Raw genomic sequence first — 26,242 nt, 5'->3', positions numbered from 1 at the left:
ATCTGTGTTCCGGATCCTCGAAGTCCGCGCCCAGCAGCAGTCATTCGTCCGCGGCCAGTGGGCCATCGCCGCGCTGTTCTGCTCCCTCGGATTCCAGTACGCCACCTGGGCCTCCCGCATTCCGGCGATCAAGAGCGAACTGGGCCTGACGGCGGCCGAGGTGGGGATGCTGCTGATGGCCGCGGGTGTGGGAGCTGCGGCGTCGTTCCCACTGGTGGCGCTGTTGATGCGGGCGCTGGGCTCGCTGCGGCTCGCCCTCCTCTCCCAACTGGGCCTGACCCTGCTGCTGCCGGCCCTGGCCGCGGCGCCGAACTATCCCGTCGCCCTGGGGGTGATGTGCGTCGACGGGCTGCTCGTCGGCTGCCTGAACGTCGCCATGAACGCGCAAGGGGCGGCGCTGGAGGCGAAGTTCGAGCGCAACGCCATGGCCCGGCTGCACGCGGTCTTCAGCGGTGGGTCGCTGCTCGCCGCCCTGCTCGCCTCCGGCGTCAGCACCGTCACACAAGCGGTCGGGGCCCACTTCGGAGTGGCCGTCGTGCTCCTGGTCCTGCTGGGCGTCTACGCACGGACCGGGCTGCTCGCGGACGACGAACCGGCCGGGAAGGAAACGTACACGGACGAGACATACGCGGACGAGGGCACGCAGGCGGAAGAGGCCGCGCGAGCGGGGAGGGAGAAGGGAGGCGGGACGACGGAGGCGCGCGGCCGCCGCTGGCCCCTGCCGTCACGGGTGACGCTGTGGATGTGCTGCGCCATGGTGTTCGGCACGATCGCCGAGGGCGCCATGAACGACTGGTCGACCCTGTACATGAGGGACATCGCGAAGGCGTCGGCACAGACAGCACCCCTCGGTATCGCCGTCGTCTCCGGGATGATGGTCCTCGCCCGGCTCTTCGCCGACGGCTGGCGCGCCCGCTGGGGCGACGCGCGTGTCGTGCTGCTGGGGAGCGCGCTCGCGGGCGCCGGGCTCGCCGCCGCACTGGTGAGCGGCGGCGTGGCGCCGGCCCTGGCGGGTTTCGCCTGTGTGGGACTGGGGATCGCCGCCGTGACACCCTGCGTGTACGCGGCCGCGGCCAGGCAGGGCTCGGACGCGCTGACGCTGGTCGCCGCCATGGGGACGACCGGACTGCTGGCCGGTCCGCCCCTCATCGGCTTCGTCGCCGCAGCCGGCAACCTGGCGTGGGGGATGGCGACCGTCGCCGCCTCCTCCCTGGCGGTCTCCCTGTGCAGCACGCGCATCCGATGGACCCCGCTGCAGGCGGCCTCCTCCGGCTGAACGGGCCGCTGAGCGGGCCCGGCACAGGTCCCGTATCGTCCGGGCATGCGCAGTGAACGCCGGCTCCGTCGGCTCGTCGTCGGCGGTACCACCTGGCTCTGGACCGTCCGCCATCGGCACCCCTACTGCCGCGAGGTGCTCAGCCTGCACCGGGCCGGTCCTCGCCGGACGCTGCGCATCGTCTTCCGCACCGTTCCGGAGCACCGTCTGACCGCCGGGTACCCGCAGTCAGGCGTGGTCGTCGACGCGCTGGGACGCTCGCTCAATCTGAACGAGCCCGGGAACGTCCGCCGGCTGCTGGATCAGGCCGTCGCCCGTACCGGCGCGTGCGGCCGACCGTCCGGGGCAGGCTTCGAGGTGGAGTTGGACGGGTGGACGCTCTTCGATGTGCTCAGGAACGGCGATGGGCTCATGGGCGGTGAGTGGTCACGTTCCCGCTGACCTGTTCGGCGGTGGGGCGCACCAGGAGGAGGGCGATGTCGTCGGTGGGGGGTGTGGGCTGGAACGCGGGGCTCGTGAGGGTGTCAGCCAGGTCGTCGAGGCTCTGGTCGGCGGCGGCCTCAGCGAGTCTGCGGGCCAGGGCCGCCGTGGAGTCGCCGATGTCACCGCCGGGGATCTCCACGAGTCCGTCGGTGTAGAGGACGAGGACGGAGCCGGGTTCCAGGCGCACGCTCACGGTGGTGTAGTCGGTCTCGGCTTCGATACCGAGCAGCAGCCCGGGTGGTACGTCCAGGATCTCGGTGCGGCCGTCCGGATGGCGCAGCAGGGGTGGTGGGTGACCCGCGGTGGCGAGGCGCACCTCTCGGCGGGGCAGGTCGAGGTGTGCGTAGAGACAGCTGGTGAACAGGCCCGTGTCCAGATCGATGAGGAGCTGGTTGGTACGGGCGAGGATCTCACCGGGTGAGGCTCCGGCGGTCGCATGGGTGTGGACGGCGGTCCGAACCTGGCCCATGAGCGCGGCCGCCGTGGTGTTGTGCCCTTGGACGTCGCCGATGGCCGCGGCGGCGCTGGTGTCGTCGCAGCGGACCAGGTCGTAGAAGTCGCCGCCGATGTCCATCCCGTGCCCCGCCGGCAGATAGCGGGCGGCCACCTCGAGGTTCGGGACGCCGGCCAGGCGGTGCGGCAGCAGACCGGTCTGCAGGCTGTGGGCCAGCTGCCGCTGGTTGTCGTAGAGGCGGGCCCGGTCCAGCGTCTGCGCGAGCAGTCCGGCCAAGGAGGTGAGCACGGCTCTTTCGGGCGGTGTGAAGGGGTGGGGTTGGTCGTAGGCGAGTGCGAGGGTGCCGATGGCGGTGCCGGACGCGGTCAGCGGAAGGAAGGCCCAGGCACCCATCTGGCCGTGGTGTGCGGCGGGCGAATGGCTTGCCAGGTCGGCTGCGTTGGAGAAGAAGGCGGGCACACCGGTGGACAGGACACACGCCGCCGGGGTCTCGGAGGAGAGGGGTACCGCGTCGAAGCCGGCCACCAGATCAGCAGGACAGCCACGGTGCCCGGCGACGTGGAGGCGACCCTCCTCGACGGTCATCAGGGCCAGCGCAGCGGGTCCGAACGCGGGGACGAGCTGGTCGGCCACCAGCTCGACGACGTCGGTGACGCGCACCGCCTCGCTGAGCATGGCCGCCAGATGGGTGAGGTGGTAGAGCGCTGTCGCACCGCCGGGTTGCGCGGTCTCGTCGGGGCTCCGGTCCTGCGGCGAGGGAGGGTGCTCGGTCGCGGCGACGGTGATGTGGACGCTCACGCCGCGTTCGCCGGGGAAGAGCCGGAAGGACAGCCAGGTGTCGGGCGGCCGCCGTGCGGTGAAGGTGGTCGGCTGCCGGGCGATCACAGCAGCGCGGTACCGGTCCTCGAACACCGGGTCGCGCAGCCAGGGCAGCGACTCCCACGGGCGGGTGCCCAGCAGGGCCTCCGCGTCGGCTCCCACCAGCTCGGCACAAGCGGAGTTGAGGAAGACGATCCGGCCCTCCACGTTGAGGGAGCAGCAGCCGTCGGGCAGCCGTTCGGCGAACTCGAAGGCCGCCGTCGCCTGGCCGGGCCCGGGCTCCTGCGACGGCTTCTGGTGCAGCAGACGCGGCTCGTCCTGCGGCAACAGCGGACGGCCGCTCTCCGCCGCCTGCCGCAGCACACGGCTCGCGCTGCGGCAGCCGCCTCCCACGATGTGGCGCTCGCGCGCGGACAGGCGTGACGGGTGGCCGGTCGGCCACAGCAGCACGATGCCGCCCCGCGCGGTGGCGCCGACCACGATGGGCGCCGCGGCCAGCCGGAAGTCGTACGGCAGTACGAGGCCGACGCGGGGGTAGTGGCGGGCCATGTCCTCCTGCCCGGCCAGCCAGACGATCCGCCGGCGCCGCACCGCGACCGCCACCGGGACGGGCGCGTCGCAGGGGACCCGGGCCCATGGCGACGCAATGCTGCGGGACACTCCGGAGACCACCGCGAGCCGGAGCACCCGTTCGCCGGGCGGCAGCAGGTAGATCAGACCCACCGAGGCACCGGTGGCCTTCATGACGTCGGCCAGGACAGCGTCGAGTTGCCCCCAGCCGGGGCCGTCCGAGCCGGTGGACCTCCCCGTATCGCTCTCGCCGCTCACACCGCTCCCGAAGCTGGACGCAGGTCGGCAGCCGTCACTCGGCAGCCGGCGGCCGCCACGGTGTGCCGTCCGCGCACGGCCGCCGCTGGCCATGTTCCGCCACGAAGCCCCCGGCACGTCGGCGGCACACCGACAAAGGGCTCAGCTGCTCCTTGAGGTGGAGGTAGGGGATCAGTCGTGGCGGTCGGGGGGCTCGTGCAGGGGGCCGGTCGCCGGCCGGGGAACGCCTCGTCAGCCAAACGGGGGACGGTACAGGCCGGGCTCCGGTGTGTGCGGGTGCGCGGGCGACATGGCAGGTATCCCACATTCTCGGGCACGGGCGCCGAGTCATTGCTGTTACGAGCGGTAACTTGCGGGCAATCGCGGGCTTGTTGTTTCAGCCGTGGCCGAGCGAGCACGCGTACTGCTGTTCCACGTCCAACTGGGCGTGCCCCCACGAACACTTGGAGGCCACATGATCTCCCGGCCGAGACACCGGGTACGGCGTACGGTCACCCTGGCCGCTTCGGCGCTGCTGTTCGGTGCGGTCACCGCGCCGGCGGCTCAGGCCGTCCCCTCGGGTCCCCCGTCAGGCGCGGAGGGACAGCCCCGGCACTGCACACTCGACCTGACAACAGGTACCGAGCACTGCTACACCAGCTTCACCGAAGCCATCGAGAACGCGAGCGGCGGGCGTATCGACGACGCGCCGGCCTCGGCCCGTACGGCGGCGCGTGACAGCCGGTTCCGCGCGCAGGCGCGCTCGCTGGCGGCGGACGGCGACGAGCGCGCCGGTGGTGTCATCCAGGGCACCTTCTTCGACGACCCCGGCTTCGGCGGCGACTCGCTGACCATCACCGGCGAGGGGCTGTGCGAGAAGGACGGCTGGGTCGACTACCAGTACGACCTGGAAGACGCCTGGAAGAACCGCATCTCCTCGGTGCAGCCGTGGGGGAACTGCTGGATCTGGCTCTACCCCGAGCCCGGGCTCGGCGGGGACCGGGACGGCCCGTTCAAGGAGAACACCTCCGACATCGGTGCCTTCATGAACGACCGCACCCAGTCCATCGGCTTCAGCTGACGACGAAGCTCCCACCCCCCACCTCCAGTGAGGAGAACCCCCATGAAGCAACGTGTCAGGTGGTCGGTCATGCTGGCCGCGCTGGTGACCGCCGGCAGCGCCGCGCTCGCCCCCGGCGTGGCGCAGGCGGACGACAACCCGCCCACCGTCCGGGAACTGCTGGACAAGTGTGACAACGGCACCGACGTCTGCGTCTTCCACCCCGACGGGCCGCCCCGCGATTCCATGGGTGAGGCCCATCAGGTCGGCGACAGCGCCTACAACTGCACCAAGGATCTCCAGCGCTCCACGGTCGGCTGGTCCGACACGACCGGCGAGAGCAACAGCGTGGGCGTGTCGCTGAGCGCCGAGTACGGCTTCGCCGAGGTGTTCAAGGTCAGCATCGAGACGAACTACTCGCATACGTGGGAGAGTTCGCACACCGAGTCGGCCCAGACGAACATCGACGTGCGGCCGGGCGAGGTCGGCTGGGTGACGCGCGAGGCCCAGCTGCAGACCGTCAGCGGGAAGTACGAGATGCACTTCCCCGACCGGTTCCACGGCCACTACATCTGGTACGTGCCCTTCGAGGCCACCGGTCCCAAGCCGGACGCGCCGAGCACCAAGACGCAGCACACCCGCCCGATGACCGATGAGGAGAAGGCCCAGCACTGCGGCTGATCCCACGTCACGGCCACCGCACGGGTGGTCTTCCGGGCGTACCTGTCGTACCGGCGGCCCGGCGAGGTATCGGTTCGGTCATGACCGATCCCGAGCACTACGCACTCGCCGCACGCGCCGTCGGCGGCGACGGCTCCGCACCGGGCGGCTCGTCCGGGCCTCAGCCGGAGCCCGGCCCGGTGGCGGCTCACACCGCCACCGGGCCGGACGGCGCCGGCACCCCCGCACCGTCGCGCCCGGGCCGTCCGTGCGGCCCCGGCTCTGTCACCCCCCGCGAGCGGTAGCCGCCGGAGCGAACGCCAGCACCACGTTGTGCCCGCCGAAGCCGCAGGAGTTGCTGACGGCCAGCTCCACGGAGCACGGCCGGGCGGCCCCGCACACCACGTCGATGTCCGAGGTGCCCGCGTCGGGCGTGTGGAAGTTCGCGGTCGGTGGCACGGTCTGCCGCTGCACGGTCAGCACGGTGAGTGCCGCCTCCACCGCACCGGCCGCGCCCATGGTGTGGCCGATGACCCCTTTGGCCGAGGTGACGGCCGGACCGTTGGAGCCGAACAGCTCGCGCAGCACGGCCGCCTCGGTGCGGTCGTTGAGCGGGGTTCCGGTGCCGTGCGCGTTGACGTGGTCCACGTCCCCGCGAGCGGCGCCGGCCCGCGCCAGGGCCTGTTCCACGGCATCCCGCAGCCAGCGGCCGTCCGGCCGGGGCGCGACGGCGTGGTGGGCGTCGGTCGTCGAGCCGTGCCCCGCGAGCAGGGCACGGACCGGCGCGCGCCGTGCGGTCGCGTCCGCGGCACGCTCCAGGACCAGCACCCCGGCACCCTCGCCGAGGACGAAGCCGTCCCGGTCGGTGTCGAAGGGGCGGGAGGCACCAGCCGGGTCGTCACCGCGCCGGGCGAGGGCTCCCGCCCGGGCGAACGCCGTCGCGCACAGGGGCGTCACCATCGCGTCGCTGCCGCCGGCCACGGCGATGTCGCAGGCGTCGCTGTCCAGCAGCATGGCGGCGGTGGCCAGCGCGGTCGCGCCGGAGGCACAGGCGGTGGCGGTGTGCAGTACGGGCCCGTGGATGCCCAGGTCGATGGCGAGCTGGCCCGCGGCCATGTTCGGCAGGAAGGCGGGCAGGGTGAGCGGCGAGACCGCGCCCTGACCGACGGTCGACAGCTTGTGGTGCTGTTCCTCGTAGCTGCCGACCCCGCCCGCGGCGGAGCCCAGTACCACCGCGACCCTGGCGCCGTCCCAGCCGTGCGGGTCCAAGGCGGCGTCACGCACCGCTTCGCCGGCCGCCGCCAGGGCGAACTGGGTGAACCTGTCGTGGCGCCAGGGCCGCGGCCCGTCCAGGTGGGTGCGCGGATCGAACCCGGTCACCCGGCAGGAGAGCGTGACAGGGGCTGCGGCCAGTTCGGGGTCGTCGGCGGCGACGGGCCGGCCGGAGCAGATCCGCTGCCAGGTCTCCTCGGTACCCACCCCTGCCGGTGTCATCAGGCCGACGCCGGTGACGGCCATCGCCCGGTCGGTACGTACGCCGGTCACTCCTCCCCCATCTGTCCCACGGGCTGCGTCTCGCCCAGCAGTTCATGGACCAGCGCGACGACGTCCTCCGGCGTGGCCTCACCCGTGACCGCGTCGTCCGGCGCGCCGGTGCCGTAGTGCTCCTGGACGGTGACGAGGAGCTCGGTGACGGCCAGCGAGTCCAGCCCCAGTTCGGTGAGGGTCACCCCGGGCCGCACCTCGTCGGAGGGCACTTCGAACTTGTCGGTGAGCACGGTGGTCACGTAGGTGTGGACAGGGTCCATGGGTCTTCCTTTCGTCGTCGCTGCGGTTGCTGGTGTTCGGGTTGCTGGTGTTCCGGCTGGTGTTGTTCCGGCTGGCGCTCCTGCTCTCGGGTTCCGCGCGGGGAGTCGGCGCAGGCGCGGGCCGCGGGCCAGGTGAGGGCGATCGACCCCCAGGTGAGACCGCCGCCGAAGGCGGTCAGCAGGGTGGGCGTGCCCGGCCGTACCAGGCCACGCTCCGCCGTGTCGGCCAGCGCCAGGGGGACGGAGGCTGCCGCGGTGTTGCCGACGTCTCGGATGTTGCCGAACCGGTGCTCGGGTGCGATGCCGAGCCGGTCGCCGACCGTGTCCAGGATGCGCTGGTTGGCCTGGTGGCCGATGAACGCGCCGAGCAACGAGGGTTCCCACCCGGCCAGGCGCAGCGCGGTGCGGGACGACTGGGTCATCCGCCGCACCGCGTGCGCGTAGACCTCGCGTCCGCGCATGCGCAGGTACCGGTGGGCGCGCGGGGGCCGGGTCCCGGTGTCGGGTGTGCCGGAGCCGCCCGCCGCGATGGCGATGAGGTCGCTACCCGATCCGTCAGCGCCCAGGTCCCAGGCGATCACCTCGCCCGGCTCTCCCCGCTCCCCGGCACGCAGCAGTACGGCTCCGGCGCCGTCGCCGAAGACGACGGCGGTGTCCCGGTCCTGCGGGTCCACGATGCTCGAGTACGTCTCGGCGCCGACGACCAGCGGCCGTTCACACATCCCGGAGCGGACCAGCCCGGTGGCAACGGCGGTGGCGTAGACGAATCCGGAGCAGACAGCCGCCAGGTCGAAGGCGGCGACGGTTCCCAGGCCCAGCTGGTGGGCGACTTCGGGCGCGGTGGCCGGGCAGCGCCGGTCCGGCGTGGTGGTGGCGACGACCAGCAGGTCCGGGCGGGCTCCGGCGGCGGATTCCAGCGCGGCCCGGCCGGCCGCCACGGCCAGGTCACCGGTGGCGACGCCGGGTCCGGCGCGGCGGCGGTGGGCGATGCCGGTACGGGAGCGGATCCACTCGTCGGTAGTGGCGAGCGCGCCGTCCCGCGTCACATCGGCGTTGCTGCGCACCTGCTCGGGCAGCGAAGCGCCGATGCCGCAGACGACGGTGGTGCGCCCGGCTTGTGGGGCGGTACTGGACGTCACCGGTCACACCCCGGCGAACGGTGAGGCGGGCTTGGGGATACCGGCGAGTCCTCCGTCGGGCACCGACAGCCCTCCGTCCAGCAGCAGCGCCTGACCGGTCAGGAAGGCGGCCGCGGGCGAGGCCAGATACAGGGCCGCCCAGGCGGCTTCTTCCGGTTCGGCCCACCGGCCCAGCGGGACGTGCGCCATCAGCCAGTCGGACAGCGGCGCGGCCTCGGCGGCGAACGAGGTCATGTCGGTGCGGGTCCATCCCGGGCACAGCGCGTTGACGCGGATGCCCTCGCGCGCCCAGCCGGTGGCCAGACTGCGGGCGAGGGAGATCTGGGCCGCCTTGGTCGCCGCGTAGGCGTCCATCATGGGGGTGCCCACCGCTCCGGCGACCGAGGACATCAGCACCAGGCTCGCCCTGGTCGAGGCGGCCAGGTGCGGGTGGACGCGTCGGCACAGCGCGGCAGTGGCGTTGAGGTTGACGGTCACCACCCGGTCCCAGTCCTCTTGGGTGGTGTGCTGGAGAGGGGCGAGCCGCGGTGCGCCGTCGGGCTCGGTGGGCAGGATGCCGGCGTTGTGGACGACGACGTCGAGGCCGCCCAGCGCCGCTGCCGCCTCGTCCACCACGCCGCCCGCAGCGGTGGCCTCCGTGAAGTCGCCGGGCACCGGGACGGCTTTCCGTCCCCGGTGGGCGATCTGGTCGGCGGTGTCCTTCAGCGCCGCCTCGCTGCGGGCCGAGAGCGCCAGGTCGGCACCGGCGTCGGCGAGCGCGAGGGCAACGGCGCGTCCGATGCCGCGTGACGCTCCGGTCACCAGGGCGCGGGCGCCGTCGAGCCGGAAGGCTTCGGCTGTCGTCAGGGAGTCGGTGCGGGGCGTGCTGTTCATCGCGCGCTCCTTTCGGCGGATACGGCGGATACGGCGGATACGGCGGCTTCTGCGGTCTCGGCAGGTTCTGCGGTCCCGGCGGCTTCTGCGGTCCCGGCCGGACAGCCGGTGGCTTCTGCCGCGGGGGCGGCCGCGGCTGACGCGGCAGTGGGGGCGGTACGAATGACGGGGGCTCCGCTCCAGGTGAGCAGTGCGCTGCCCCACGTCATCCCGGCGCCGAAGGTGGCGAGGAGGACGCGGTCCCCGCGCCGCAGCAGGCCGTCGACGGCAGCCGCAGCCAGTGCGTAGGGCGTCGAGGCCGCGCCGATGTTGCCCACCTCGTCCGCGACGATCGGCAGCCGACCGGGCGGGATACCCAGCGACGTGCCGACGGAGCGCAGCATCCGGGGGTTGGGCTGGTGGGTGACGAAGGCGTCGATGTCCTCGGCGCGCAGCCGGTTGCGGGTGAGGCTGTCGGAGACGACGAGGGGGAACATCTCGACGATGAAGTCCCGCACGGCACGCCCGTCCATCCGGATGGTGTGCCGCCCGTCGGCGACTGTGCCGGCGTCGGCGGGTGCGCGGCTCCCGCCCGCCGGGATCAGTACATGATCAGCGAGGGCACCGTCGGAGCCGAGGTGGAAGTCGGTGAACCCCTCCCCCGCCGGTACCGGGCCCAGCACGGAAGCGGCGGCGCCGTCGGCGAACAGCACGGCGGTGGCACGGTCGGCGGGGTCGAGGAACTTCGAGTACGCCTCCACGCCGACCACCGCCGCGTAGCGGGAACCGGCGTCCGCGCGCAGATAGTCGTGTGCGAAGCGGGTGGCGAACAGCCAGCCCGAGCAGGCGGCGCCGACATCGAGGGCGACGGCGTTGCGTGCCTTGGTGAGGGCCTGGACGCGGCACGCCGTGGCCGGACCGAGTTCGTCGGGCGTCGAGGTGGCCAGCACCAGCAGGTCGAGCTGGTCCGGGTCGAGTCCGGCCGCCGCCACGGCGGAGCGCACGGCGGCGGCCGCCATGTCGGAGGCGGCCTCGTCCGGTGCTGCCTCGTGGCGCTTGCGCACCCCTGTGCGTTCCACGATCCAGTCGGGGCTGACACCGATCGCACGGGCGACCTCGTCGTTGGAGCGCTGCCGCGTGGGCAGGTAGGTGCCCATGCCCAGGACACCGATGCCCGACGCCCCGTCGGAGTCGGCGACAGCAGTGGGGTCGGAAATCGGGTCAGCGGTCGAGGCAGTCACGTCAGAAGACGCGTTGGAATGGGAAAAGCTGCCGGTCACGAGCATCCTCCGGGGGTTCGGTCGGCGGTGGCGGCGAGCGCGGCCGCGTAGTCGGAGGCGGCCAGCGGGACAGGGACAAGTGCGTTCGGCGGGGCGAGCCTGGCCGTCAATGTGTCGAGGGAGGACATGAGCCGCGCGCACTGGCGGTCCGCGGCCGCCTCCAGAACGGCGGCCGCCCCGGGCGAGAGCACACCGGTCCACAGCAGCGGTCCGGCCAGCCGCAGCGCCTGACCGGTCCCGTACAAGGCGGCCAGAGCGGCTGCGGCCGGGTCGGTGTCGTCTGCCGTGCGGGTCGCGTCGGCCACGGACTGCGCGGCGAGCCGGAGCGTGTGGACCTCGCCGAGTTGCCGGGCCTGTTCCAGCAGCGGGTTCCACAGGTCCATACCCTCCGGGGCCCGCTGACGGCGCTCGTCGAGCGCGGCCCGGAGTCCGGCTGTCAGCCGCTGTTCCAGCGCGCTGACGGTCCACAGCCACCAGGCGGGGTCATCGGTGCCGGCAGGACGGGATGTGCCGTCGGCGGGTGCGGGCGCTTCCTCCTCCGCCAGGGCGCGGCCGATGTCCAGGAGGATCAGCTGGTTGTCGCCCCCGGCCGCGCCGAATGCCTCCGCCAGACCGGCGTAGCCACTGAGCCGGTTGACGGTGAGGTGCCCGGCGAGTCCGCAGCGACGCCTGCACTCGGCCGTGACCCGGACCGCGCCGGCCACCGCCAGCGCCTTGAAGGCGGACAGCCGGCGGTCGACCGCCGCCCACGGGGAGAACGCCGTCTCCGTCGTGGGTGAGGCGTTCGGGTCGGTCCGGGCCTTCTCCGACTGCTGCCAGATGTCCAGCGCGGTCCGGGAGGCGCAGTCGAGCGCGAACGCTTCCGCCAGCGCCCCGAGCACCGCGCGCTGTTGGGTGCTGTAGGACAGCACGGGGGCTTCGGGGGCGAGCCGGCCGTGCGAGCGCCGGTGCCGGGAATGGCGCAGCGTCGAGGCGGCGGAGGCGCGGGCTGTCGCGGCGGCGGCCGACGGTACCGTCGCCCACAGCGCCCTGCCGACGTCCAGGGTGCGCTGCAGCGCGCGGCCGGGGTCGCCGTGGGGGTCGCGGAATGCGCCGTCGGCGTCGATCCGGGCTTCGCCGCGCAGCCAGCGGTCGTAGGGCAGCCTCGCTCCCTCGAACCGCACCAGCGCGTACTCCAGCGGCAGCGTCTCCGCGCCGAGCGCGCCCGAGAGGGAGACCCCGGGGGCGGTGCGCCGCTCGTCGCACAGGTCGACCAGGAAGGGGTGGACGCCGTGGTCCCTGCCGCCCACCCGCAGCCGGGCGCACACCACGGCCGACTGCGCGCTGCCCGGCGTTCCGACGGCGGAGCACTTGGCAGCCCCGGGGTCGGGCGTGGTCAGCACGAACTCGCGGTTCCGCGGGTCGAACTCGGCGGTGGTGCGGAGGGCCAGATGGCTGGTGGCGTCGCCGATCTCGGTGACCAGGAAGACCCCCTTTCGCCGGCCGCTCTCCAGCTCCTCCACCACCCGCGCGAGCTCCGGTGCGGCCTGCTGCCGCTCGTCGGCCGAGGCGACGACGGAGCCCAGGCACAGGAAGTAGTGGTTGACGACCGTCATGTACAGTGCCGGGTCCATCAGTGCCGTGCAGGCACTCAGCTCCGCCAACAGGCTGCGGTCGTGCAGAAGTTGGCGGGCCGGCGGCAGCACCGCGGCCAGCCGCGCCAGCGCATGGTGGGTCAGCTGGTTCCGGCTCGTGCTCTCCCCCGGTTCGGGAGGGCGGACGGGGCCGAGCGCCTCGGCGATGCGCTGTGCCCGGGGCGTCCGCAGAGGGTCGGTGAAGGGCTGGGGCGGGGCGGGTGCGGTGGCCGGCGGGTCGGTTGCGGGCCGGGTCACGCGATCTCCCCCTGCGGCTGACGGTGCGCTGTTCCGGGAGCTTCCCCCGGCGCTGCGGCCCGGTGCAGGCGGTCCGGGCGCTCCCAGGGGAAGTCCGGGGAGTTGAGCGGGCTGTACGCCGCGATGTCGTCCCGGTGCGCCAGGACGCGCCGGGCGCTGCGGGTGAGGGCCTGTCCGGTGCCGCACTCCAGGAGCAGCGCGGGGCCGTGGGCCACCGCCCGGTCGAGCACGGCGGGCAGCCGGGCCGGGCTCGTCAGGCAGGCGGCCAGGCCCGCGTACACGTCGTCGCCCCTGCCATACGGTCCACCGCGCACGGTCGAGTGGACCGGGGTGTGGGCCGGGCGTGCGGGCAGGGTGCGGATCGCCGCCGCGAACCCCTCGGCCTGGGTGGTGAGCGACGGGTGGTGGGAGGAGAAGGGCAGCCGGAGCCGGGCGGTGCCGACGCCGTGCTCAGCGGCCCGCTCCTCCACCTGGTCGAGTTCCCGGACCGGGCCGCTGAGGACGGTTTCTCCCGGGTCGTTGACGCAGGCCACGGCCACCTTCCGGGCCGCGACCGCAGTGATCAGCCGCTCCGCCTCGTCGATCCCCGTCGCCAGCACCGTCATCCCGCCCCGGCAGCGGCTCAGCCAGCGGGAGAGCCTGCAGGCGAGGTGGGTGCCGTCGGGCACGGCGAAGACACCCGCCGCCGTGAGCGCGGCGATCTCCCCGAAGCTGACGGCGACCATCCGCCTGGGTGCCGCGCCGACCGCGCACAGCGCCCGGTGGAGCGCCATGGAGGCGCCGAACAGCGCGACCTGCGGTGTGCCCACGGGCCCGGCGGCCAGCGTCCGGCCGCTCGGCGGTGTGTCACCCAGCAGCGCGGGCCCGAGCGCCGGAATCCCGTACGCGGCGCTCACCTCGTCGACCTGGGCGAACACCTCGGCGACGGCTGTGCGCACCACGGGGTGGGCGCGCACAGCGCGTACCAGCGGGGAGACGGCGAAGTCCCCCTGCCCGGGGAACAGATGGATGGTCTCGGCCGGCGGCGCCCAGGGCGCCGGTGGTAACCCGGGCCGGTCGTATGCTCGCGGCATATTCCTGTCTCCTTCTCGCCTGGGGGACTGAGGCGTGTGAGGTGTGCTGTTGACCGTGTTGACGGGAACGGCGGCGCGTCCTCGTCGGCGGGGGCGTGTTCTGGCCTTTTTCGCGACGGGGCACGCCGTCGGCTCCTCGCCGGGCGGCCGGGTGCCGGTCGGCCGCCGCGACCTGCGGTGCGGCGGTGCGCCCCGGCGGTCGGCGCCCTGGTGTCGCCCGCGGAGCGGCACCAGCAGACCCACCGGCAACGCCGCGCCATGGCACCCCGTGAGTACAGTCCGAAACTGCCCCTCCCCCATGTGGGAAGGGCTTCGCCGGGGTATGTCTCCACCGAAACACAAGCACGGGCACGGTGCTGACCGGTTTCGGTCACCAAGGCGTGAACGCGTTGAAAACCCTGGACCCCTGTGTCCGCCGGAAGCCCCGGGCCTGCGTGACCGGGCGGAGTGAGCGGGAGACTCCCATGGGACCTCGCGGGCCGAACCGCCAACTCGCCGCCCTGCTGGCGGAGTCCGGATGGAGCGCGGGCGAACTGGCGCGCGCGGTCAACGCTCTGGGGACCAAGTACGGGCTGCGGCTGCGCTACGACCGGACGGCCGTCGCCCACTGGCTGGAGGGCTCCCGGCCGCGCCCACCGGTCCCGGGCCTGGTGGCCCAGGTGTTCGGGCGGCGCCTCGGCCGCCCGGTGCGCGTCAGCGAGACCGGGCTGGAAAGCAGCACGACCGCCGGGGCCTCGGCCGAAGCGGTGCTGGGGACCAGCGATCCGGTGGAACGGCTCACCGCGCTGTGCGCCGCCGACGCCGACCCGGCGCGGCGGCTGGCGCTCAATCGGGAGATGTTCACCGCCGTCGACGTCCGGCTGCCCGCCTGGCCGCCCGCCGACGAGCCACCCCCCGGTCGGCAGCCCGGCACGGCGCAGTCAGGCTCAGCGCACGGCGGCCCAGCACAGGGCGGCGCAGCACAGGGCGAGTCGGCGGGCGCCGACGCGCGGCTGGCCGACATGGTCACCGTCTTCGCCGAGCTGGCAGCCAAGTACGGTGGCGCGCACGCGCGTTCCGCGCTGGGCGCCTACGTCGCCGACGACGTCGCCCAGCGCCTGACCGCATCCCCCGGCAGCGGAACGGCCGGGCCGGCCGATCCAGCCGTGCTGACCGGCAGCGCCTGCCTGATGCACCTGCTGGGCACGATGGCCGCCGACTCCGGACTGCCGAATCTCGGCTACCACTGCTACCGGGCCGCCCTCGACCTGGCACACCGGGCCGACGACCGGAACGTCTACGCCATCACCCTGCGCACCATGGCCGTACTGGCGCTGCGCCTGGACGACCTGCCACACGCGCAGCAGTGGTCACAACTGGCTCTGGAGACCGCGGCGTCCACCCCGAGCAGCCATGTGCGGACGTATCTGTACGCGGGGCGCGCGCTGGTGCGGGCCTGCGGCGACGAGCGGAGCGCGGCGCTCGCGGATCTGCTGGCCGCCGAGCGGTACCACGACACCGAGCCCCGGCGCGAAGCGGCCGACGATCCCCTCGAGCCCTTCACGCGGTATCCGACGACGGCGTTCCACTACCAGCGCGGCGAGACCCTGCTGTCCCTGGGCGACCGCGCGCAGGCCGCCGCCGCGTTCCAGGAGTCGCTGGCCGTCCGCCCCCCGGCACACCACATAGCGCTCGTCCTCACCCACGCGCGGCTGGCGGAGATCCTGCTTGCCCTCGGCGAACTGGAGGCCGCCCTCGACCAGTGCACGCGTGCCCTGGCCCACTACCCGTACACCGCCTCCCGTCGTACGACCTCCACCCTGACCGCCCTCCGCCGCGTCCTCGCGCCCTACCGCAGGCACCCCCAGGCCCGCGGGGTCCGTGACCAGCTGGCCCGCCTGACACACTCCCGCCCCGCAGGCTCCGGCAGTGTCCCCTAGACCGCGGCCGCACGACCGGACCACAGCCACGCGACCGGACCACGGCCGCGTGACCGCAGGCGATCCGGCCCGCCGACGACCCGAGGCGCCAGGCCCCCGTCGTGCGGCCTAGGCCCAAAGTGCGCGGACAGGTGGGACCTTGTTCCGATGCCCGCGGGTGGCCGGGGCGCACAGGATGGCTGCCATGCTCTCCGAATCATCGCTGTCATCGAGCGCCGCTCCCGGCAAGGACCCGGGCTCGGGGCGCGCCGTCCGGCTCTGGGCGGTCGTGCTGGCCTCCAGCATCGGCCAGTTCCTCGTCGTCCTCGACGTGTCCGTGGTCAACGTCGCACTGCCCAGCATCCGCGCGGGGCTCGCGCTCAGCAGCAGCACGCTGCAGTGGGTCGTGAACGCCTATGCGCTGACCTTCGCGGGCTTCCTGCTGCTGGGCGGGCGCGCCGCCGACATCTTCGGCCGGAAACCCGTCTACCTGGTGGGGCTCGGCCTGTTCACCGCCGCGAGCCTCGCGGGCGGACTTGCACAGGAGGCGCAGACACTCATCGCCGCTCGCGCCGTACAGGGGATCGGCGCCGCCATCCTCGCGCCCGTCACTCTCTCCCTGCTGACCTCCACCTTCCCTGAAGGACCCGCACGGACCCGGGCGATCGCCACCTGGGCGGCCGTGGGTACGGCGGGCGGTGCGACCGGTGGCCTGGTCGGCGGGCTGCTGACGGATCTGCTGTCCTGGCGGTGGGTGCTGCTGGTCAACGTGCCCGTCGGAGCGCTGGTCGTCGCCGTGGTGCTGTTCGGGCTGCACGAGCAGCACCACAGGGCGGGCCGCCGGGGGCTGGACCTGCCGGGTGCGGCGCTGGTGACCGTGGGCGTCGCCGCTCTGGCGTACGGCATCGGCCGGACCGAGTCGCACCCGTGGGGCTCCGCCGATGTCCTGGTACCGCTCGTGGGCGGGCTGCTCGCGCTCGGCGCTTTCGTCGCGGTCGAGGCGCGCACGACCGAACCGCTGGTGCCGCTGCGCCTGTTCAGGCTGCGCGCTGTCGCCGCGGGGAACGTGGTCACATTCGTTGCCATGACGGGCGCCTTCGCGATGTGGTATTTCCTCTCGCTCTACATGCAGAACGTGCTCGACTACTCCCCCGTCCGCGCGGGCGTCTCCTTCCTGCCGCACACCGCGGGCGTCATCGTCGGCTCCAAGGTGACACCCAGGCTGATGGCACGGTTCGGCACCCGCACGATGGTGGCCGTCGGCGGGTTGGTGACCACGGCCGGATTCGGCTGGCAGGGCCTGGTGCTGTCGGCGGACGGCACCTTCCTCGGCACGATTCTGGGCCCCGGTGTCCTGATGGCCACCGGGATCGGCCTGCTGATGACGCCGCTGACCGACGCTGCGACGACGGGCGCCGCGGCCCGTGAGGCGGGAGTGGTCGCCGGGCTGGTCAACACCTCGCGGCAGGTCGGCGGAGCACTGGGCCTCGCCGTCCTCGGTGCGGTCTCGGTCGGGGCGACCGCCGACGGCGCAGGCCGGCCAGGGCCCGGACAGCTCGCCGACGGGTACGCGGCCGCCTACTTGACCGCCGCCGCCCTCACCGCCGCCTCCGTGCTGCTCGTGTGGCTGCTGCCGGGCTCCGGGGCGCGGGGTCAGCTGCGCGGGCCCGACGCGGAGGTGCCGGAGGATTCCGCCCGGCCGGAGATGGCCCGGTGGGACGCGGCGGCCGTCGCCACGTCGCGCGGGTAGGTGCGCAGCGCGATGAGGCCCAGCAGAGCGGCGGCCAGCAGGGTGGCGAGGAAGACCATCAGGGTGTAGGTCAGGCCCTCGTCGCCGCCCGCGAAGGCGTGCACCGAGACGTACCCGAACAGGGTGGGCGCTGCGGCCTCGCCGAGGGTGCGCAGGAAGGTCCGCACCCCCTCGGCCGTGCCCCACATGTAGGGATGGAGAATGTCCAGCCGGGCCGCGTCGAGAGGCGGGTTGATCGCACCGAGCAGGGCCGCGCCGCAGATCAGCAGCGGCAGCGCGATCAGCACGCTCCTCACGTACAGGGCGGGGGCGACCAGCAGCGGCACTCCCGCCAGACATACGACGGGCACCAGTACACGGCTGTTGACCATGCCGCGCCGCAGCAGACGGTCGGCGACCGGCCCGCCCACGAGCACGCCGATGACCGTGCCCGAGCCCACCACCAGGATCAGGAAGCCGGCGAACGACGTGCTGACCCCGAAGTGGTCGGTGACGAAGAGCGTGGCGAACGAGCGCAGCCCGGTGAAGTAGAAGTAGCCGAGCGAGGAGGCGACGATCAGGATCAGGTTCGTCCGCACCCGCAAGATGTAGCGGATCGACGCCCACCGTGAGGCCCGACGGGGGTCGGAGCGCAGGACCATGGAGGGGTCCGGCTCGACGCCCGCCCGCTCCGCGGCCTGCCCGGTCGGCCCGGTCCGCTCACTCGGTTCGGCTCCGACGGGCACCTGGCCGGCCCGGCGCGGCTCGGGAAGCCGCGCCACAGCCCACACCACGGCGGCTCCTGGTACGACCAGCCACCAGAAAGCGAAGCGCCAGCCCAGCACGTCCTCCACCACGCTGGAGGCCGCGAACCCCAGTCCGGTGCCGACCATCTCGCCGGCCAGTACGAACCCGTACATCCGGGCGCGGTTCCGGGCCGGGAAGAAGTCGCCCGTCAGCGAGGCGACGGTCGGACCCGCCGTCGCCGTCACGGCGCCCAGCGCGGCGCGCGAGGCGAGCAGCCACAGGTAGGACGGGGCCAGGCCGGACGAGAAGGTGGCCACCGCCCACAGCGCCGTGCTGATGGTGAGCAGCCGGGTGCGCCGCACCCGGTCGGTCAGCAGCCCCACGGGCACGGTGAAGACGGCCGCCGACAGCGCGACGACGCTGACCAGCAGCCCGATCTCGGTGTTGCCCAGGTCGAAGGAGCGCTTGAGGCCGCCCGCCGCCGTCGAGAGCGTGCCCTTGTCGGCGCCGTCCATCGCGAGTACGGCGGCCAGTACAGCGGCGGCCCGCGCGCGCTCCCGGCCGCCGAGCAACTCCACTGCCTGCTCGGTCCGCCGGCGGATCCACCTCACCGGATCACCGGCCTTTCTCTCCGTCGCCTTCCCGTCCGTCGCCCTTGGTCCTTCGCCTTCCTGGCCTTCGGCGGCTGTGGAGCTCGATCGCGGCAGGGCACGCGCTCATGCGTCCTCCGCTTCCCCTCTCCGGACGCGGCGACGGAGCGCAGGTGCGGACATCCTTCGTCCGGGCGGTGGTGATCACCCGAGCGCGCTGTCCGGCACCCACGGGGTTCCCGCGTTGCGACAGGTTCCGCAGGGGCCTCGCGGTGGTACAGAGGGCGGCATGCCGAACTGCCGAAACCGATCCGTGCCTTCTTCCGGTACCGCTGCCTCAGCCCTCGCGGGTGCGGCCGCGCTGCTGTTGGGCCTCGGCCCGCTGACCGCCTGCCAGAGCTCGGACTCCCGGCTGTACGCGGGCGGGGCCGAAGCCTCAGCGACTGCTTCGCCCACCTTCTCCCCGGCGGAGAGTGCCTCGCCCCGGCGCTTCTCGCTGTCCGTCCGCCACGGGCTGACGGCGCTGGAGACGGCACAGCGCGCATTGCCCCGCAGCACGGCGTACCACGTGACGCACGACGACGAGGGCATCCCGGAGTGGGAGATCAAGGTCGCGGAGGAGAGCGGCTCGGAGTGGGACGTCTCCGTCTCGGACGACGGCAAGAAGGTCACGGGCAGGCACGAGGACACGACGCCGGACGACAACGCCGGCAAGCTCCAGGACTTCCGGGTCCCGGTCGAGGAAGCCGTACGGAAGGCAGCCGCCCGGCACCCGGACCAGGACCTGCACTCCGTGGTGACCACCAAGAACAAGAAGGGCGAGGACCTCTGGCAGGTGACCGTCGTCGAGGGCGCGCACGCCGAGGCGGCGCAGACGCAGTTGGTGGTCGAGGTGAGGACCGGCAAGGTCCTCCGGGAGAAGCAGGAGAAGTAGCGGCCGGACACCAGGCAGCGGGTCGCGCCCGTCGCGCACCGCCTGGCCGGTTCACCGTCAGCGCGGAAGGCGCGCCCGGTGGCGGAGGGCCGCCACGTTCCCGGCCAGAGTTGCGGCGACGGCCAGGCCCATGGCGAACACGGCGCCGCCCAGCCCGAACAGCGCGGGGCTGAATCCCAGCGCCAGTACCACCAGCGCCCCGGCCGACACCAGCAGCCCGTGGCCCACGGCACCGGCCCCGGTCAGCCGGTGCACGGCCCCGAGCAGAAGCAGTACAGCCACCACGGGCAGGGCCACGGCCAGCCCGGCGGACTGCTCGCTCAGGTGTGCGTGGTGCTCGCCGACGTCCAGCGCGGCCTCCAGGCCGGAGCCGAGCGCTGCCAGCGCCGCGAAGAGCGCGTAGTGACCGTATCCCCAGGTGAGGGCGGTGCGCAGAGTGGCCAGTTCGGCCTCGCCGCCGGCGAAGTAGAGCCACCACAGAGCGAAGACGAGCAGCAGCCCGCCGAGGGCGATCAGCAGCACGGTGGCGGACAGGCCGTGGTCGCTCAGCGCCGACTGGACGGCTGTGAGACTGGCGAGAATCACCTCGCCCAGCACGATGATGGTGAACAGCCCGTAGCGCTCGGCGATGTGCCGGGGGTGCCAGGTGGTGGGTCGGCCGCCGCGGAACTCCGCCCACGCGGGCACGGCCAGCTCCGCGGCCACCAGCAGCACGAAGGTGGCCGGTGCCCACCCGCCGGTCGTCCACAGCCGGGCGATCCACCCGGCCTGCACCACGGTGATCCCCGCGGCGTACCGCAGCGCTGTGCCACGGCCTTCGGGGTGCTCGGCTGCTGCCCGCAGCCACTGGGCGATCAGCGCAAAGCGCATGAGGACGTAGCCGATCACGACGACCGCGAAGTCGCCGTCCTGGAACGCGTCCGGGACCCCCGCCGCCAGCACCAGCACCCCGGCCATCTGCAGCAGGGTCAGCAGCCGGTAGGGCACGTCGTCGGTGTCGTAGGCGGAGGCGAACCAGGTGAAGTTCATCCAGGCCCACCAGACGGCGAAGAAGACCGCGGCATATCCGATGAGCCCGTCGCCCACATGGCCCTCGGCCAGCGCGTGGTGGAGCTGCGCGGCGGCTTGCGAGACCGCCACCACGAACGTGAGGTCGAACAGCAACTCGAGCGGGGTGGCGCTCCGGTGCTCCTCCGCCGGGTCCCGGGCCCGCATCGCCCGGTGCAGGGGTCCGGTCCGCGCCGCGAGACCGTCGTCTCCACTCATCCCGGCCCTCTCCAGCCGTGTGGCCAGCGCGTCGCCCGCGCCGATGCCGGAGCCGGGGCAGGCCCCGCACCGCACTTTCTACCCGGTCTGCCGGTCCCCGGCGCGTACGAAACGCTGGGGACGGCATCACGGTGGTCCCGTGCCCGGAGCCGGCGTCGATCAGGTCCCCTGTAGCGGCCGGATCGTCGGAGGCGGAGCCGTCAGCCGTGCGGGACGACGGTGACGGGGACGGCGGCGTGGTGCAGGACGGCGTGCGTGACCGAGCCGATGCGCGCGCCGATACGGCTGTTGCGGGTACGGCGGCCCAGGACGATCAGCGAGCTGTCGCGGGACGCCTCGATCAGGTGCTGGGCGGGGCTGCCGACCCGGGACTCCTCGACCACCCGCACATCGGGGTACTTCTGGCACCAGGGGCGCAGCGCCTCGGTGACCTCTGCCGCCTTGTGCACCGCGAGCTCTTCGGGCAGCCCGAGCGCCGCCGAGAGGCCGTAGACGTAGTACGGCGGCAGGTTCCAGCCGTGCACGGCCCGCAGCGCCGTGCTGCGGCGGGCGGCCTCCTCGAACGCGAAGGCGAGCACGGCGTCGTTGGGGCTGTCGGCGTCGAGGCCGAGGACGACCGGGCGGAACGCGGTCGCGGCCGACGGGATGCCTGCGGGGTCCATGGCGTGCTCGTCGGCGGCCAGTTCGCAGGCCCGTACGAAGACGACGGGCCTCTCGACGCGTGCGGCGACGGCCAGCCCCACGGAACCGACCAGGAAGCCGCGCGCGGCGCCGAGTCCCCGGGAGCCGAGGACCAGCAGTTCGGCGTCCTTGGCCGCGGACGTCAGGACCTCGACGGGAGCGCCCTCGACCTGCTCAGCGGTCACCTCGACCCGGGAGTGGCGCAGCTGGATGCCTTCTGCCGCCTCCTGGGGCATCCGCGCCGTCCAGTCCTGCCACCTCGGTGCGCCGGCCGGGAGCCGGGACTGCGTGAGGGAGGCGGAGGAGGGCTCGCGGACATGGAGGAGCCGCAGCGGGAGAGCGCGCAGCTCGGCCTCGCGGGCGGCCCATTCGGCGGCGGCGCGGCTCTCGGCTGAGCCGTCGAGGCCCACGGTCACGTTGCGGGACATGGTGTCCACCTCTCGTTCGGGGTCGCTTCCAGATTCGCCGCGCAGGCGGCCCCGTGGCAGGGGCTGCAGGTCCCTGCCACGGCTCCGGACGGCCCCCGTGCGCCCTGTGGCGGGCCCGGCCGGTCCCGGGGTCGGGCGCGAGCGCGAGGCGGGGCGGCGGCGCGGCCGCGCGGAGCCGAGCATCCCGAATCGGGACGGTTCCTGCGACGAAAGTGTGCCGTCCCGTTAACGGCAGGAGGCTGTCCGGATAACGGTCACATCACGCGTGCTGGCACTTTGCTCAACTACTCGCCGTCATGTGATTTACATCACCCACGAAACCGCACGGACGTGCTAGAACAACGCAACTCCTCATCCGGCACCACCCCTCGCCGGCACTGCGGAGGACCGGTACCGACATCACTACCAGGGCGATCGTGGTTCGAGTCCGCGGACCGCTTCCCTCTCTCGCCGACGGACGACGGCGTTCTGCACCATGTCCGCTCCCTGCGGCGCACACTCCCATGCGCCGACCCGCCCCACAGGTGGTAACCACATTGTCACTCGACTCCATAACCAACTCTGTCGACAAGGGAATCAGCGATTTCGTCGAACCCATCGCCACCAAGATGGGAGAAATCGTCTTCTACTCCGTTCCGATCGGTGGAACGGAACTGCCCCTCATCGTCACCTGGCTCGTCGTGGCGGGCCTCGTCTTCTCCGCCTGGTTCGGGTTGGTGCAGATACGCAAGTTCCGGCTTGCGGTGGACGTGGTCCGAGGCAAATACGACGAGAAGGGGTCGGCCGGTGAGGTCAACCACTTCCAGGCCCTGACCGCCGCGGTCTCCGGCACCGTCGGCCTCGGCAACATCGCGGGTGTCGCCGTCGCCGTCTCCATCGGCGGCCCCGGCGCCACGTTCTGGATGATCCTCTGCGGCCTGCTGGGCATGGCCACCAAGTTCGTCGAGGTCACCCTCGGTGTGAAGTACCGCGAGGTGCACCCCGACGGCACCGTCTCCGGTGGCCCGATGCACTACCTGCCCAAGGGACTCGCCGACCGCTTCGGGCGCAACGGCAAGATCCTCGGCCGGGTGCTGGCGGTCCTGGCCTCCGCCATGGTGCTCTTCTTCGGGCTCTTCGGCGGCAACCTGTTCCAGGTCAACCAGAGCTACGCCCAGCTCGTCTCCGTCGCGGGCGGCGAGGACGGCGCCCTCGGCTCCTCGGCAGGCGCCCTGTTCTTCGGCCTCGCGATCGCGGCGGTCGTCGGCATCGTGCTGCTCGGCGGCATCCGCTCCATCGCCACCGTCACCAGCCGGCTGGTTCCGTCCATGGCCGCCATGTACATCGTGGCGTGCCTGATCGTCATCCTGGTCAACATCACGCAGGTCCCCGACGCGATCGCCTCGATCTTCGAGGGGGCCTTCGCCCCTGAGGGTGTCGCCGGCGGTATCCTCGGCGCGCTGATCATCGGCTTCAAGCGAGCCGCCTTCTCCAACGAGGCGGGACTGGGCTCGGCCCCGATCGCCCACTCCGCCGTGAAGACCAAGCACCCCGCGAGTGAGGGCCTGGTCGCCCTGCTGGAGCCGTTCATCGACACCGTGGTCGTCTGCACCATGACGGCCCTGACCATCGTGATCGCCAGCCCGGAGAGCTGGACCAAGGCGCGCACGGACGAGTCCATCGGCGGTGTCACCATCACCTCCGACGCCTTCGAGACCGTACTGCCCTGGTTCCCGTACGTGCTCACCCTCGCGGTGCTGCTGTTCGCCATCTCGACGGTGCTGACCTGGGGCTACTACTGCCTCAAGGCGTGGACCTACCTGTTCGGCCGCAGCAAGGTCAGCGAGCTCTCCTTCAAGGTGGTCTACACGGTGTTCGCCATCGCGGGCGCCCTGCTCACCCTGCAGACGCTGATCGACCTGGCCGACGCCGTGCTCTTCTCGCTGGCCGTCATCAACATCATCGGCCTCTACCTGCTGGCGCCGGTGGTCAAGCGGGAGCTGAACTCCTTCCTGGAGTTCGTCCGCGCCCGCAAGGCCGGCTTGCCGGACGCGGAGGAGAAGGACGCGGAGCCGGTGCAGCCGACCACCTGACCGCCACAGCGTTCCGCTCCCTGAGGGGTTCGCGTACGCCGGAGCACCGGCGTACGCGAACCCCTCTCTCGTGCTCGACGGAGTGCCTACCAGAACATCAGCGCGGGACCGACCGGCCCTACCGCGCCACCTGATGCCCGGCTTTCCTCGGTACATGTCCGAGAACCCCATCGAGTTCGCGCCCCGCTGCACGGAACGCGGCGACGGAGGCGTGACCGTCGTGGAACTGAGCGGCGAGATCGACCTCCGTACGGCGCCGCCTCTGATAGCACTCCTCGACGCGCTGACCGCGGGGCCGCGCCCCGACCTCGTGCTGGACCTGCGGCCGGTGACCTTCCTGGACTGCAGCGGGCTGCGCCTGCTGTGCAGGGCGAGGAACCGTGCCGTGGAGCGGCACGGCAGGCTGCGGCTCATCACCGAGAGCAGGCGTTTCCGCCGTATCATCCAACACGCCCGCCTCACCGGCGTGTTCGAGGTGCATGACCGGCTGCCCGAGATCCCGGTGCCGGCCGCCGACTCCGCGCCGGCCGCTTCCGATGCCGCGCCGGCCGCTTCCGGTGCCGGGCCCGTGCGAAGCGTTCTCTCCGGCACGGTGGGCTGACCCGGGCCCGGGTGGGCCGGACCGGCCACCGGCCGTCGGCTGTCGGTCACCGGGCTGTCCCGTGGGGAGCCGTTGTGGGACGGGGGTGGTGACGGCGAGTGGCCAAGGTGGCCGTCATCCGGCCGGGGTTGAGGGTGAGCTGCGGCAGCCTGGGGAGGCCGAGGCTGCCGGGATGGAGCTCGATCTCCCAGTGGCTGAGCACGGAGGCCAGCAGCAGAACGCCTTCCACCAGGGCGAACTCGTCCCCGATGCACTTGCGCGCGCCGCCGCCGAACACGGTGGAGGGGACGTCTGGTTCCCGGCCGGCGGCTTCCCAGCGGTCCGGGGCGAAGCGTTCCGGGTCGGGGTAGAGGCCCGGAAGATGGCTGATGAGATAGGGGCTGTAGGCAAGGGTGGTGCCCTGCCGGATGGGGTACGGACCCAGGTGGGTGTCCTTCTCGGTCTGCCGGGTCAGGAACCAGCCCGGCGGGTACATGCGGAGGGCTTCGTTGAACACCTGCCGGGTGTAGGCGAGGCGGGGCAGGTCGTCCCAGCCCGCGGTCCGTCCGCCGAGCACCGTGCCGACCTCGGCCGTCAGCCGCTCCTGGACGGGGGGATGCAGCGCTGCCAGGTACAGCGCCCAGCACAGCGCCCCCGCCGTCGTCTCCGTCCCCGCGGAGTACATCGTCACGGCCTGGTCCACCAGTTCGTCGTCCGTCAGGGCCGGAGTGTCGCTTGCCGGGTCGCGGGCCGCGATGAGCAGCGAGAGCAGATTCGCCTCCCCGGTGGTGCCGTGGGCGCGGTACTCGGCGGTGAGGTAGCTCATCTCGCGGCGCACCCGGCGGGTGGCGCGCTCGTAGCGGACGTTGCCCGGCGTGGGCACCTTGCGCAGCGGTCCGGGCAGCAGACTGTGCCGGGTGAAGCCCGCCAGCAGGGTGTCGAAGTCGGTGGCCAGCCGGGTGTGCACGGTGGGGTCCAGGCCGGTGCCGAAGACGGTGGAGACGACGATGTCGGCGGTGAGCCGACGGGCCTCCACCGCCAGGTCGAGGGTCTGGCCGTCGTGCCAGCCCGCGAGCGCTGTGTCGATCCGCTGGGTCATGATGCGGGCGTAGCCGGGGAACCGGCTGTGGTGAAAGGCCGGCTGGATCAGCCGCCGCAGCCGCCGGTGCTCCCCGCTGGGGCAGGTGGCCAGGCCCTGGCCACCTGCTTCGCGCAGCCGCTCGAAGAGCGGTCCGCCCTTGTCGAAGACCCGGTCGTGCACCAGGACGGTACGGGTCAGTTCCGGGTCGCACACCACGAGGACGGGTTTGCCTGCGAGCCGGATCTCCACCAGCGGACCGTGCGAGGGCAGTCCGCGCAGAAAGGGCAGCGGGGCCCGTAAGAACGCTGCCAGATGCCCCAGGACGGGGAGCGCACCAGGTGCCTGCGCCACTGCCGAACCGCTCTCCATGTCACCATCCCCTACGTGTTGTCGCTGTGGAAGGCCACGCCGAGGAGCTGACGGTTGCGGTGCGGTGCCCCTCCACCGTGGCGGCCGTGGCAGCCATGACGCACTCTCAGGATCGAGGCGGGGTGGAGGATCCGATCCCGGCGCTCGCTTTTCGCCACGCCTTCCGGTGATTCCGGCCGATCGGCTGAAGCGGACCGGTTGAAGGGGGCCGCTGAAGCGGGGCCGTTGAAGCGGACCGGCCACTTCCCGATTCTTCGAGAATTTATCGATACGCATCCGGGCGCG

At 72.8% G+C, this 26,242-nt stretch carries 22 protein-coding genes; 10 read left to right on the top strand and 12 right to left on the bottom strand.

The annotated features are described in order from the left end of the window. Nucleotides 1-4 precede the first annotated feature (4 nt). Together JW592_RS20015 and JW592_RS20010 are read left to right on the top strand one after the other, a co-directional pair. Nucleotides 5-1,276, top strand: a complete 1,272-nt coding sequence (locus JW592_RS20015) for an MFS transporter (RefSeq protein WP_372446545.1) — start codon at nt 5-7, stop codon at nt 1,274-1,276. Nucleotides 1,277-1,321: 45 nt separating this feature from the next. Beyond that, nucleotides 1,322-1,717: a hypothetical protein gene (locus JW592_RS20010; RefSeq protein WP_209266529.1), complete on the top strand. Its 396-nt coding sequence runs from the start codon at nt 1,322-1,324 to the stop codon at nt 1,715-1,717. Here the strand turns inward: JW592_RS20010 and JW592_RS20005 are convergent. Then, entirely contained in the window at nt 1,686-3,860 is a 2,175-nt protein-coding gene (locus JW592_RS20005; RefSeq protein WP_307805473.1) for a SpoIIE family protein phosphatase, read from the bottom strand. The genes JW592_RS20010 and JW592_RS20005 overlap by 32 nt on opposite strands. A 454-nt stretch (nt 3,861-4,314) precedes the next feature. On the opposite strand from JW592_RS20005, the gene JW592_RS20000 reads away from it, so the two are divergent. From JW592_RS20000 to JW592_RS19990, 3 genes are all read left to right on the top strand, one after another. Beyond that, nucleotides 4,315-4,920, top strand: coding sequence for a hypothetical protein (locus tag JW592_RS20000; protein WP_209266527.1), 606 nt, complete (start codon nt 4,315-4,317; stop codon nt 4,918-4,920). A gap of 42 nt (nt 4,921-4,962) precedes the next feature. Continuing rightward, the gene (locus JW592_RS19995; protein ID WP_209266526.1) at nt 4,963-5,580 is read left to right on the top strand and encodes a hypothetical protein; all 618 of its coding nucleotides are present in this window, start codon (nt 4,963-4,965) and stop codon (nt 5,578-5,580) included. Nucleotides 5,581-5,660: 80 nt separating this feature from the next. Continuing rightward, entirely contained in the window at nt 5,661-5,864 is a 204-nt protein-coding gene (locus JW592_RS19990; RefSeq protein WP_209266525.1) for a hypothetical protein, read from the top strand. On the opposite strand, the gene JW592_RS19985 is transcribed toward JW592_RS19990, so the two are convergent. Genes JW592_RS19985 through JW592_RS19955 form a run of 7 tightly spaced genes read right to left on the bottom strand, consistent with a single transcriptional unit; the run spans nt 5,845 to nt 13,582 of the window. Continuing rightward, nucleotides 5,845-7,077, bottom strand: coding sequence for a beta-ketoacyl-[acyl-carrier-protein] synthase family protein (locus JW592_RS19985; protein ID WP_209266556.1), 1,233 nt, complete (start codon nt 7,075-7,077; stop codon nt 5,845-5,847). The genes JW592_RS19990 and JW592_RS19985 overlap by 20 nt on opposite strands. Before the next feature lie 23 nt (nt 7,078-7,100). Next, entirely contained in the window at nt 7,101-7,367 is a 267-nt protein-coding gene (locus tag JW592_RS19980) for an acyl carrier protein (RefSeq protein WP_209266524.1), read from the bottom strand. Continuing rightward, complete coding sequence (locus JW592_RS19975) at nt 7,343-8,506, bottom strand: beta-ketoacyl-ACP synthase III (protein WP_209266523.1); 1,164 nt, start codon at nt 8,504-8,506, stop codon at nt 7,343-7,345. Before JW592_RS19975 ends, JW592_RS19980 begins: the two co-directional genes overlap by 25 nt. Nucleotides 8,507-8,509: 3 nt before the next feature. After that, nucleotides 8,510-9,379, bottom strand: a complete 870-nt coding sequence (locus JW592_RS19970) for an SDR family NAD(P)-dependent oxidoreductase (protein WP_209266522.1) — start codon at nt 9,377-9,379, stop codon at nt 8,510-8,512. Next, nucleotides 9,376-10,575, bottom strand: a complete 1,200-nt coding sequence (locus JW592_RS19965; RefSeq protein ID WP_307805477.1) for a 3-oxoacyl-ACP synthase III family protein — start codon at nt 10,573-10,575, stop codon at nt 9,376-9,378. Before JW592_RS19965 ends, JW592_RS19970 begins: the two co-directional genes overlap by 4 nt. Nucleotides 10,576-10,634: 59 nt before the next feature. Next, entirely contained in the window at nt 10,635-12,509 is a 1,875-nt protein-coding gene (locus tag JW592_RS19960; RefSeq protein WP_209266521.1) for an acyl-CoA dehydrogenase family protein, read from the bottom strand. Continuing rightward, on the bottom strand, nt 12,506-13,582 hold the full coding sequence (locus tag JW592_RS19955; protein ID WP_209266520.1) for an ACP S-malonyltransferase: 1,077 nt from the start codon (nt 13,580-13,582) through the stop codon (nt 12,506-12,508). The genes JW592_RS19960 and JW592_RS19955 overlap by 4 nt, the downstream gene beginning before the upstream one ends. A 464-nt stretch (nt 13,583-14,046) precedes the next feature. Between JW592_RS19955 and JW592_RS19950 the strand changes: the two genes are divergently transcribed. Together JW592_RS19950 and JW592_RS19945 are read left to right on the top strand one after the other, a co-directional pair. Then, nucleotides 14,047-15,501, top strand: coding sequence for a tetratricopeptide repeat protein (locus JW592_RS19950; RefSeq protein ID WP_209266519.1), 1,455 nt, complete (start codon nt 14,047-14,049; stop codon nt 15,499-15,501). Nucleotides 15,502-15,685: 184 nt separating this feature from the next. Beyond that, the gene (locus JW592_RS19945) at nt 15,686-17,230 is read left to right on the top strand and encodes an MFS transporter (protein ID WP_209266518.1); all 1,545 of its coding nucleotides are present in this window, start codon (nt 15,686-15,688) and stop codon (nt 17,228-17,230) included. Here JW592_RS19945 and JW592_RS19940 read toward each other — a convergent pair. Then, a complete protein-coding gene (locus JW592_RS19940; RefSeq protein ID WP_209266517.1) occupies nt 17,134-18,567 on the bottom strand; it encodes an MFS transporter in 1,434 nt (477 codons plus the stop codon). The two genes, JW592_RS19945 and JW592_RS19940, sit on opposite strands and share 97 nt — an antisense overlap. A 268-nt stretch (nt 18,568-18,835) precedes the next feature. Between JW592_RS19940 and JW592_RS19935 the strand changes: the two genes are divergently transcribed. Further along, the gene (locus tag JW592_RS19935; RefSeq protein WP_209266516.1) at nt 18,836-19,480 is read left to right on the top strand and encodes a hypothetical protein; all 645 of its coding nucleotides are present in this window, start codon (nt 18,836-18,838) and stop codon (nt 19,478-19,480) included. A gap of 57 nt (nt 19,481-19,537) precedes the next feature. Here the strand turns inward: JW592_RS19935 and JW592_RS19930 are convergent, their stop codons facing one another. Both JW592_RS19930 and JW592_RS19925 read right to left on the bottom strand, forming a co-directional pair. Continuing rightward, complete coding sequence (locus JW592_RS19930; RefSeq protein WP_229376433.1) at nt 19,538-20,746, bottom strand: low temperature requirement protein A; 1,209 nt, start codon at nt 20,744-20,746, stop codon at nt 19,538-19,540. 200 nt (nt 20,747-20,946) lie between these two features. Further along, nucleotides 20,947-21,855, bottom strand: a complete 909-nt coding sequence (locus JW592_RS19925; protein WP_209266515.1) for a universal stress protein — start codon at nt 21,853-21,855, stop codon at nt 20,947-20,949. Between the two features lie 536 nt (nt 21,856-22,391). Here JW592_RS19925 and JW592_RS19920 point away from each other — a divergent pair. Both JW592_RS19920 and JW592_RS19915 read left to right on the top strand, forming a co-directional pair. Continuing rightward, complete coding sequence (locus JW592_RS19920) at nt 22,392-23,927, top strand: alanine/glycine:cation symporter family protein (protein WP_209266514.1); 1,536 nt, start codon at nt 22,392-22,394, stop codon at nt 23,925-23,927. 154 nt (nt 23,928-24,081) lie between these two features. After that, nucleotides 24,082-24,528: an STAS domain-containing protein gene (locus JW592_RS19915; RefSeq protein ID WP_209266513.1), complete on the top strand. Its 447-nt coding sequence runs from the start codon at nt 24,082-24,084 to the stop codon at nt 24,526-24,528. Between the two features lie 46 nt (nt 24,529-24,574). Here the strand turns inward: JW592_RS19915 and JW592_RS19910 are convergent, their stop codons facing one another. Next, nucleotides 24,575-25,957 (bottom strand): cytochrome P450, encoded by a 1,383-nt coding sequence (locus tag JW592_RS19910; RefSeq protein WP_209266512.1) that lies wholly within the window; start codon nt 25,955-25,957, stop codon nt 24,575-24,577. Nucleotides 25,958-26,242 lie beyond the last annotated feature (285 nt).

It is taken from the genome of Streptomyces spirodelae (assembly GCF_017676385.1).
GTDB lineage: Bacteria > Actinomycetota > Actinomycetes > Streptomycetales > Streptomycetaceae > Streptomyces > Streptomyces spirodelae.
Note: the sequence above shows the minus strand (reverse complement) of the source record. Positions and strands in the feature narration are given on the sequence as shown.

Bases quoted from the DNA above. Each gene is read 5' to 3' on its own strand.
- JW592_RS20010 (WP_209266529.1), top strand. From the start codon at position 1,322: ATGCGCAGTGAACGCCGGCTCCGTCGGCTCGTCGTCGGCGGTACCACC.
- JW592_RS20000 (WP_209266527.1), top strand. From the start codon at position 4,315: ATGATCTCCCGGCCGAGACACCGGGTACGGCGTACGGTCACCCTGGCC.
- JW592_RS19995 (WP_209266526.1), top strand. From the start codon at position 4,963: ATGAAGCAACGTGTCAGGTGGTCGGTCATGCTGGCCGCGCTGGTGACC.
- JW592_RS19990 (WP_209266525.1), top strand. From the start codon at position 5,661: ATGACCGATCCCGAGCACTACGCACTCGCCGCACGCGCCGTCGGCGGC.
- JW592_RS19985 (WP_209266556.1), bottom strand. From the start codon at position 7,077: ATGGCCGTCACCGGCGTCGGCCTGATGACACCGGCAGGGGTGGGTACC.
- JW592_RS19980 (WP_209266524.1), bottom strand. From the start codon at position 7,367: ATGGACCCTGTCCACACCTACGTGACCACCGTGCTCACCGACAAGTTC.
- JW592_RS19970 (WP_209266522.1), bottom strand. From the start codon at position 9,379: ATGAACAGCACGCCCCGCACCGACTCCCTGACGACAGCCGAAGCCTTC.
- JW592_RS19955 (WP_209266520.1), bottom strand. From the start codon at position 13,582: ATGCCGCGAGCATACGACCGGCCCGGGTTACCACCGGCGCCCTGGGCG.
- JW592_RS19950 (WP_209266519.1), top strand. From the start codon at position 14,047: ATGGGACCTCGCGGGCCGAACCGCCAACTCGCCGCCCTGCTGGCGGAG.
- JW592_RS19945 (WP_209266518.1), top strand. From the start codon at position 15,686: ATGCTCTCCGAATCATCGCTGTCATCGAGCGCCGCTCCCGGCAAGGAC.
- JW592_RS19935 (WP_209266516.1), top strand. From the start codon at position 18,836: ATGCCGAACTGCCGAAACCGATCCGTGCCTTCTTCCGGTACCGCTGCC.
- JW592_RS19930 (WP_229376433.1), bottom strand. From the start codon at position 20,746: ATGAGTGGAGACGACGGTCTCGCGGCGCGGACCGGACCCCTGCACCGG.
- JW592_RS19925 (WP_209266515.1), bottom strand. From the start codon at position 21,855: ATGTCCCGCAACGTGACCGTGGGCCTCGACGGCTCAGCCGAGAGCCGC.
- JW592_RS19915 (WP_209266513.1), top strand. From the start codon at position 24,082: ATGTCCGAGAACCCCATCGAGTTCGCGCCCCGCTGCACGGAACGCGGC.
- JW592_RS19910 (WP_209266512.1), bottom strand. From the start codon at position 25,957: ATGGAGAGCGGTTCGGCAGTGGCGCAGGCACCTGGTGCGCTCCCCGTC.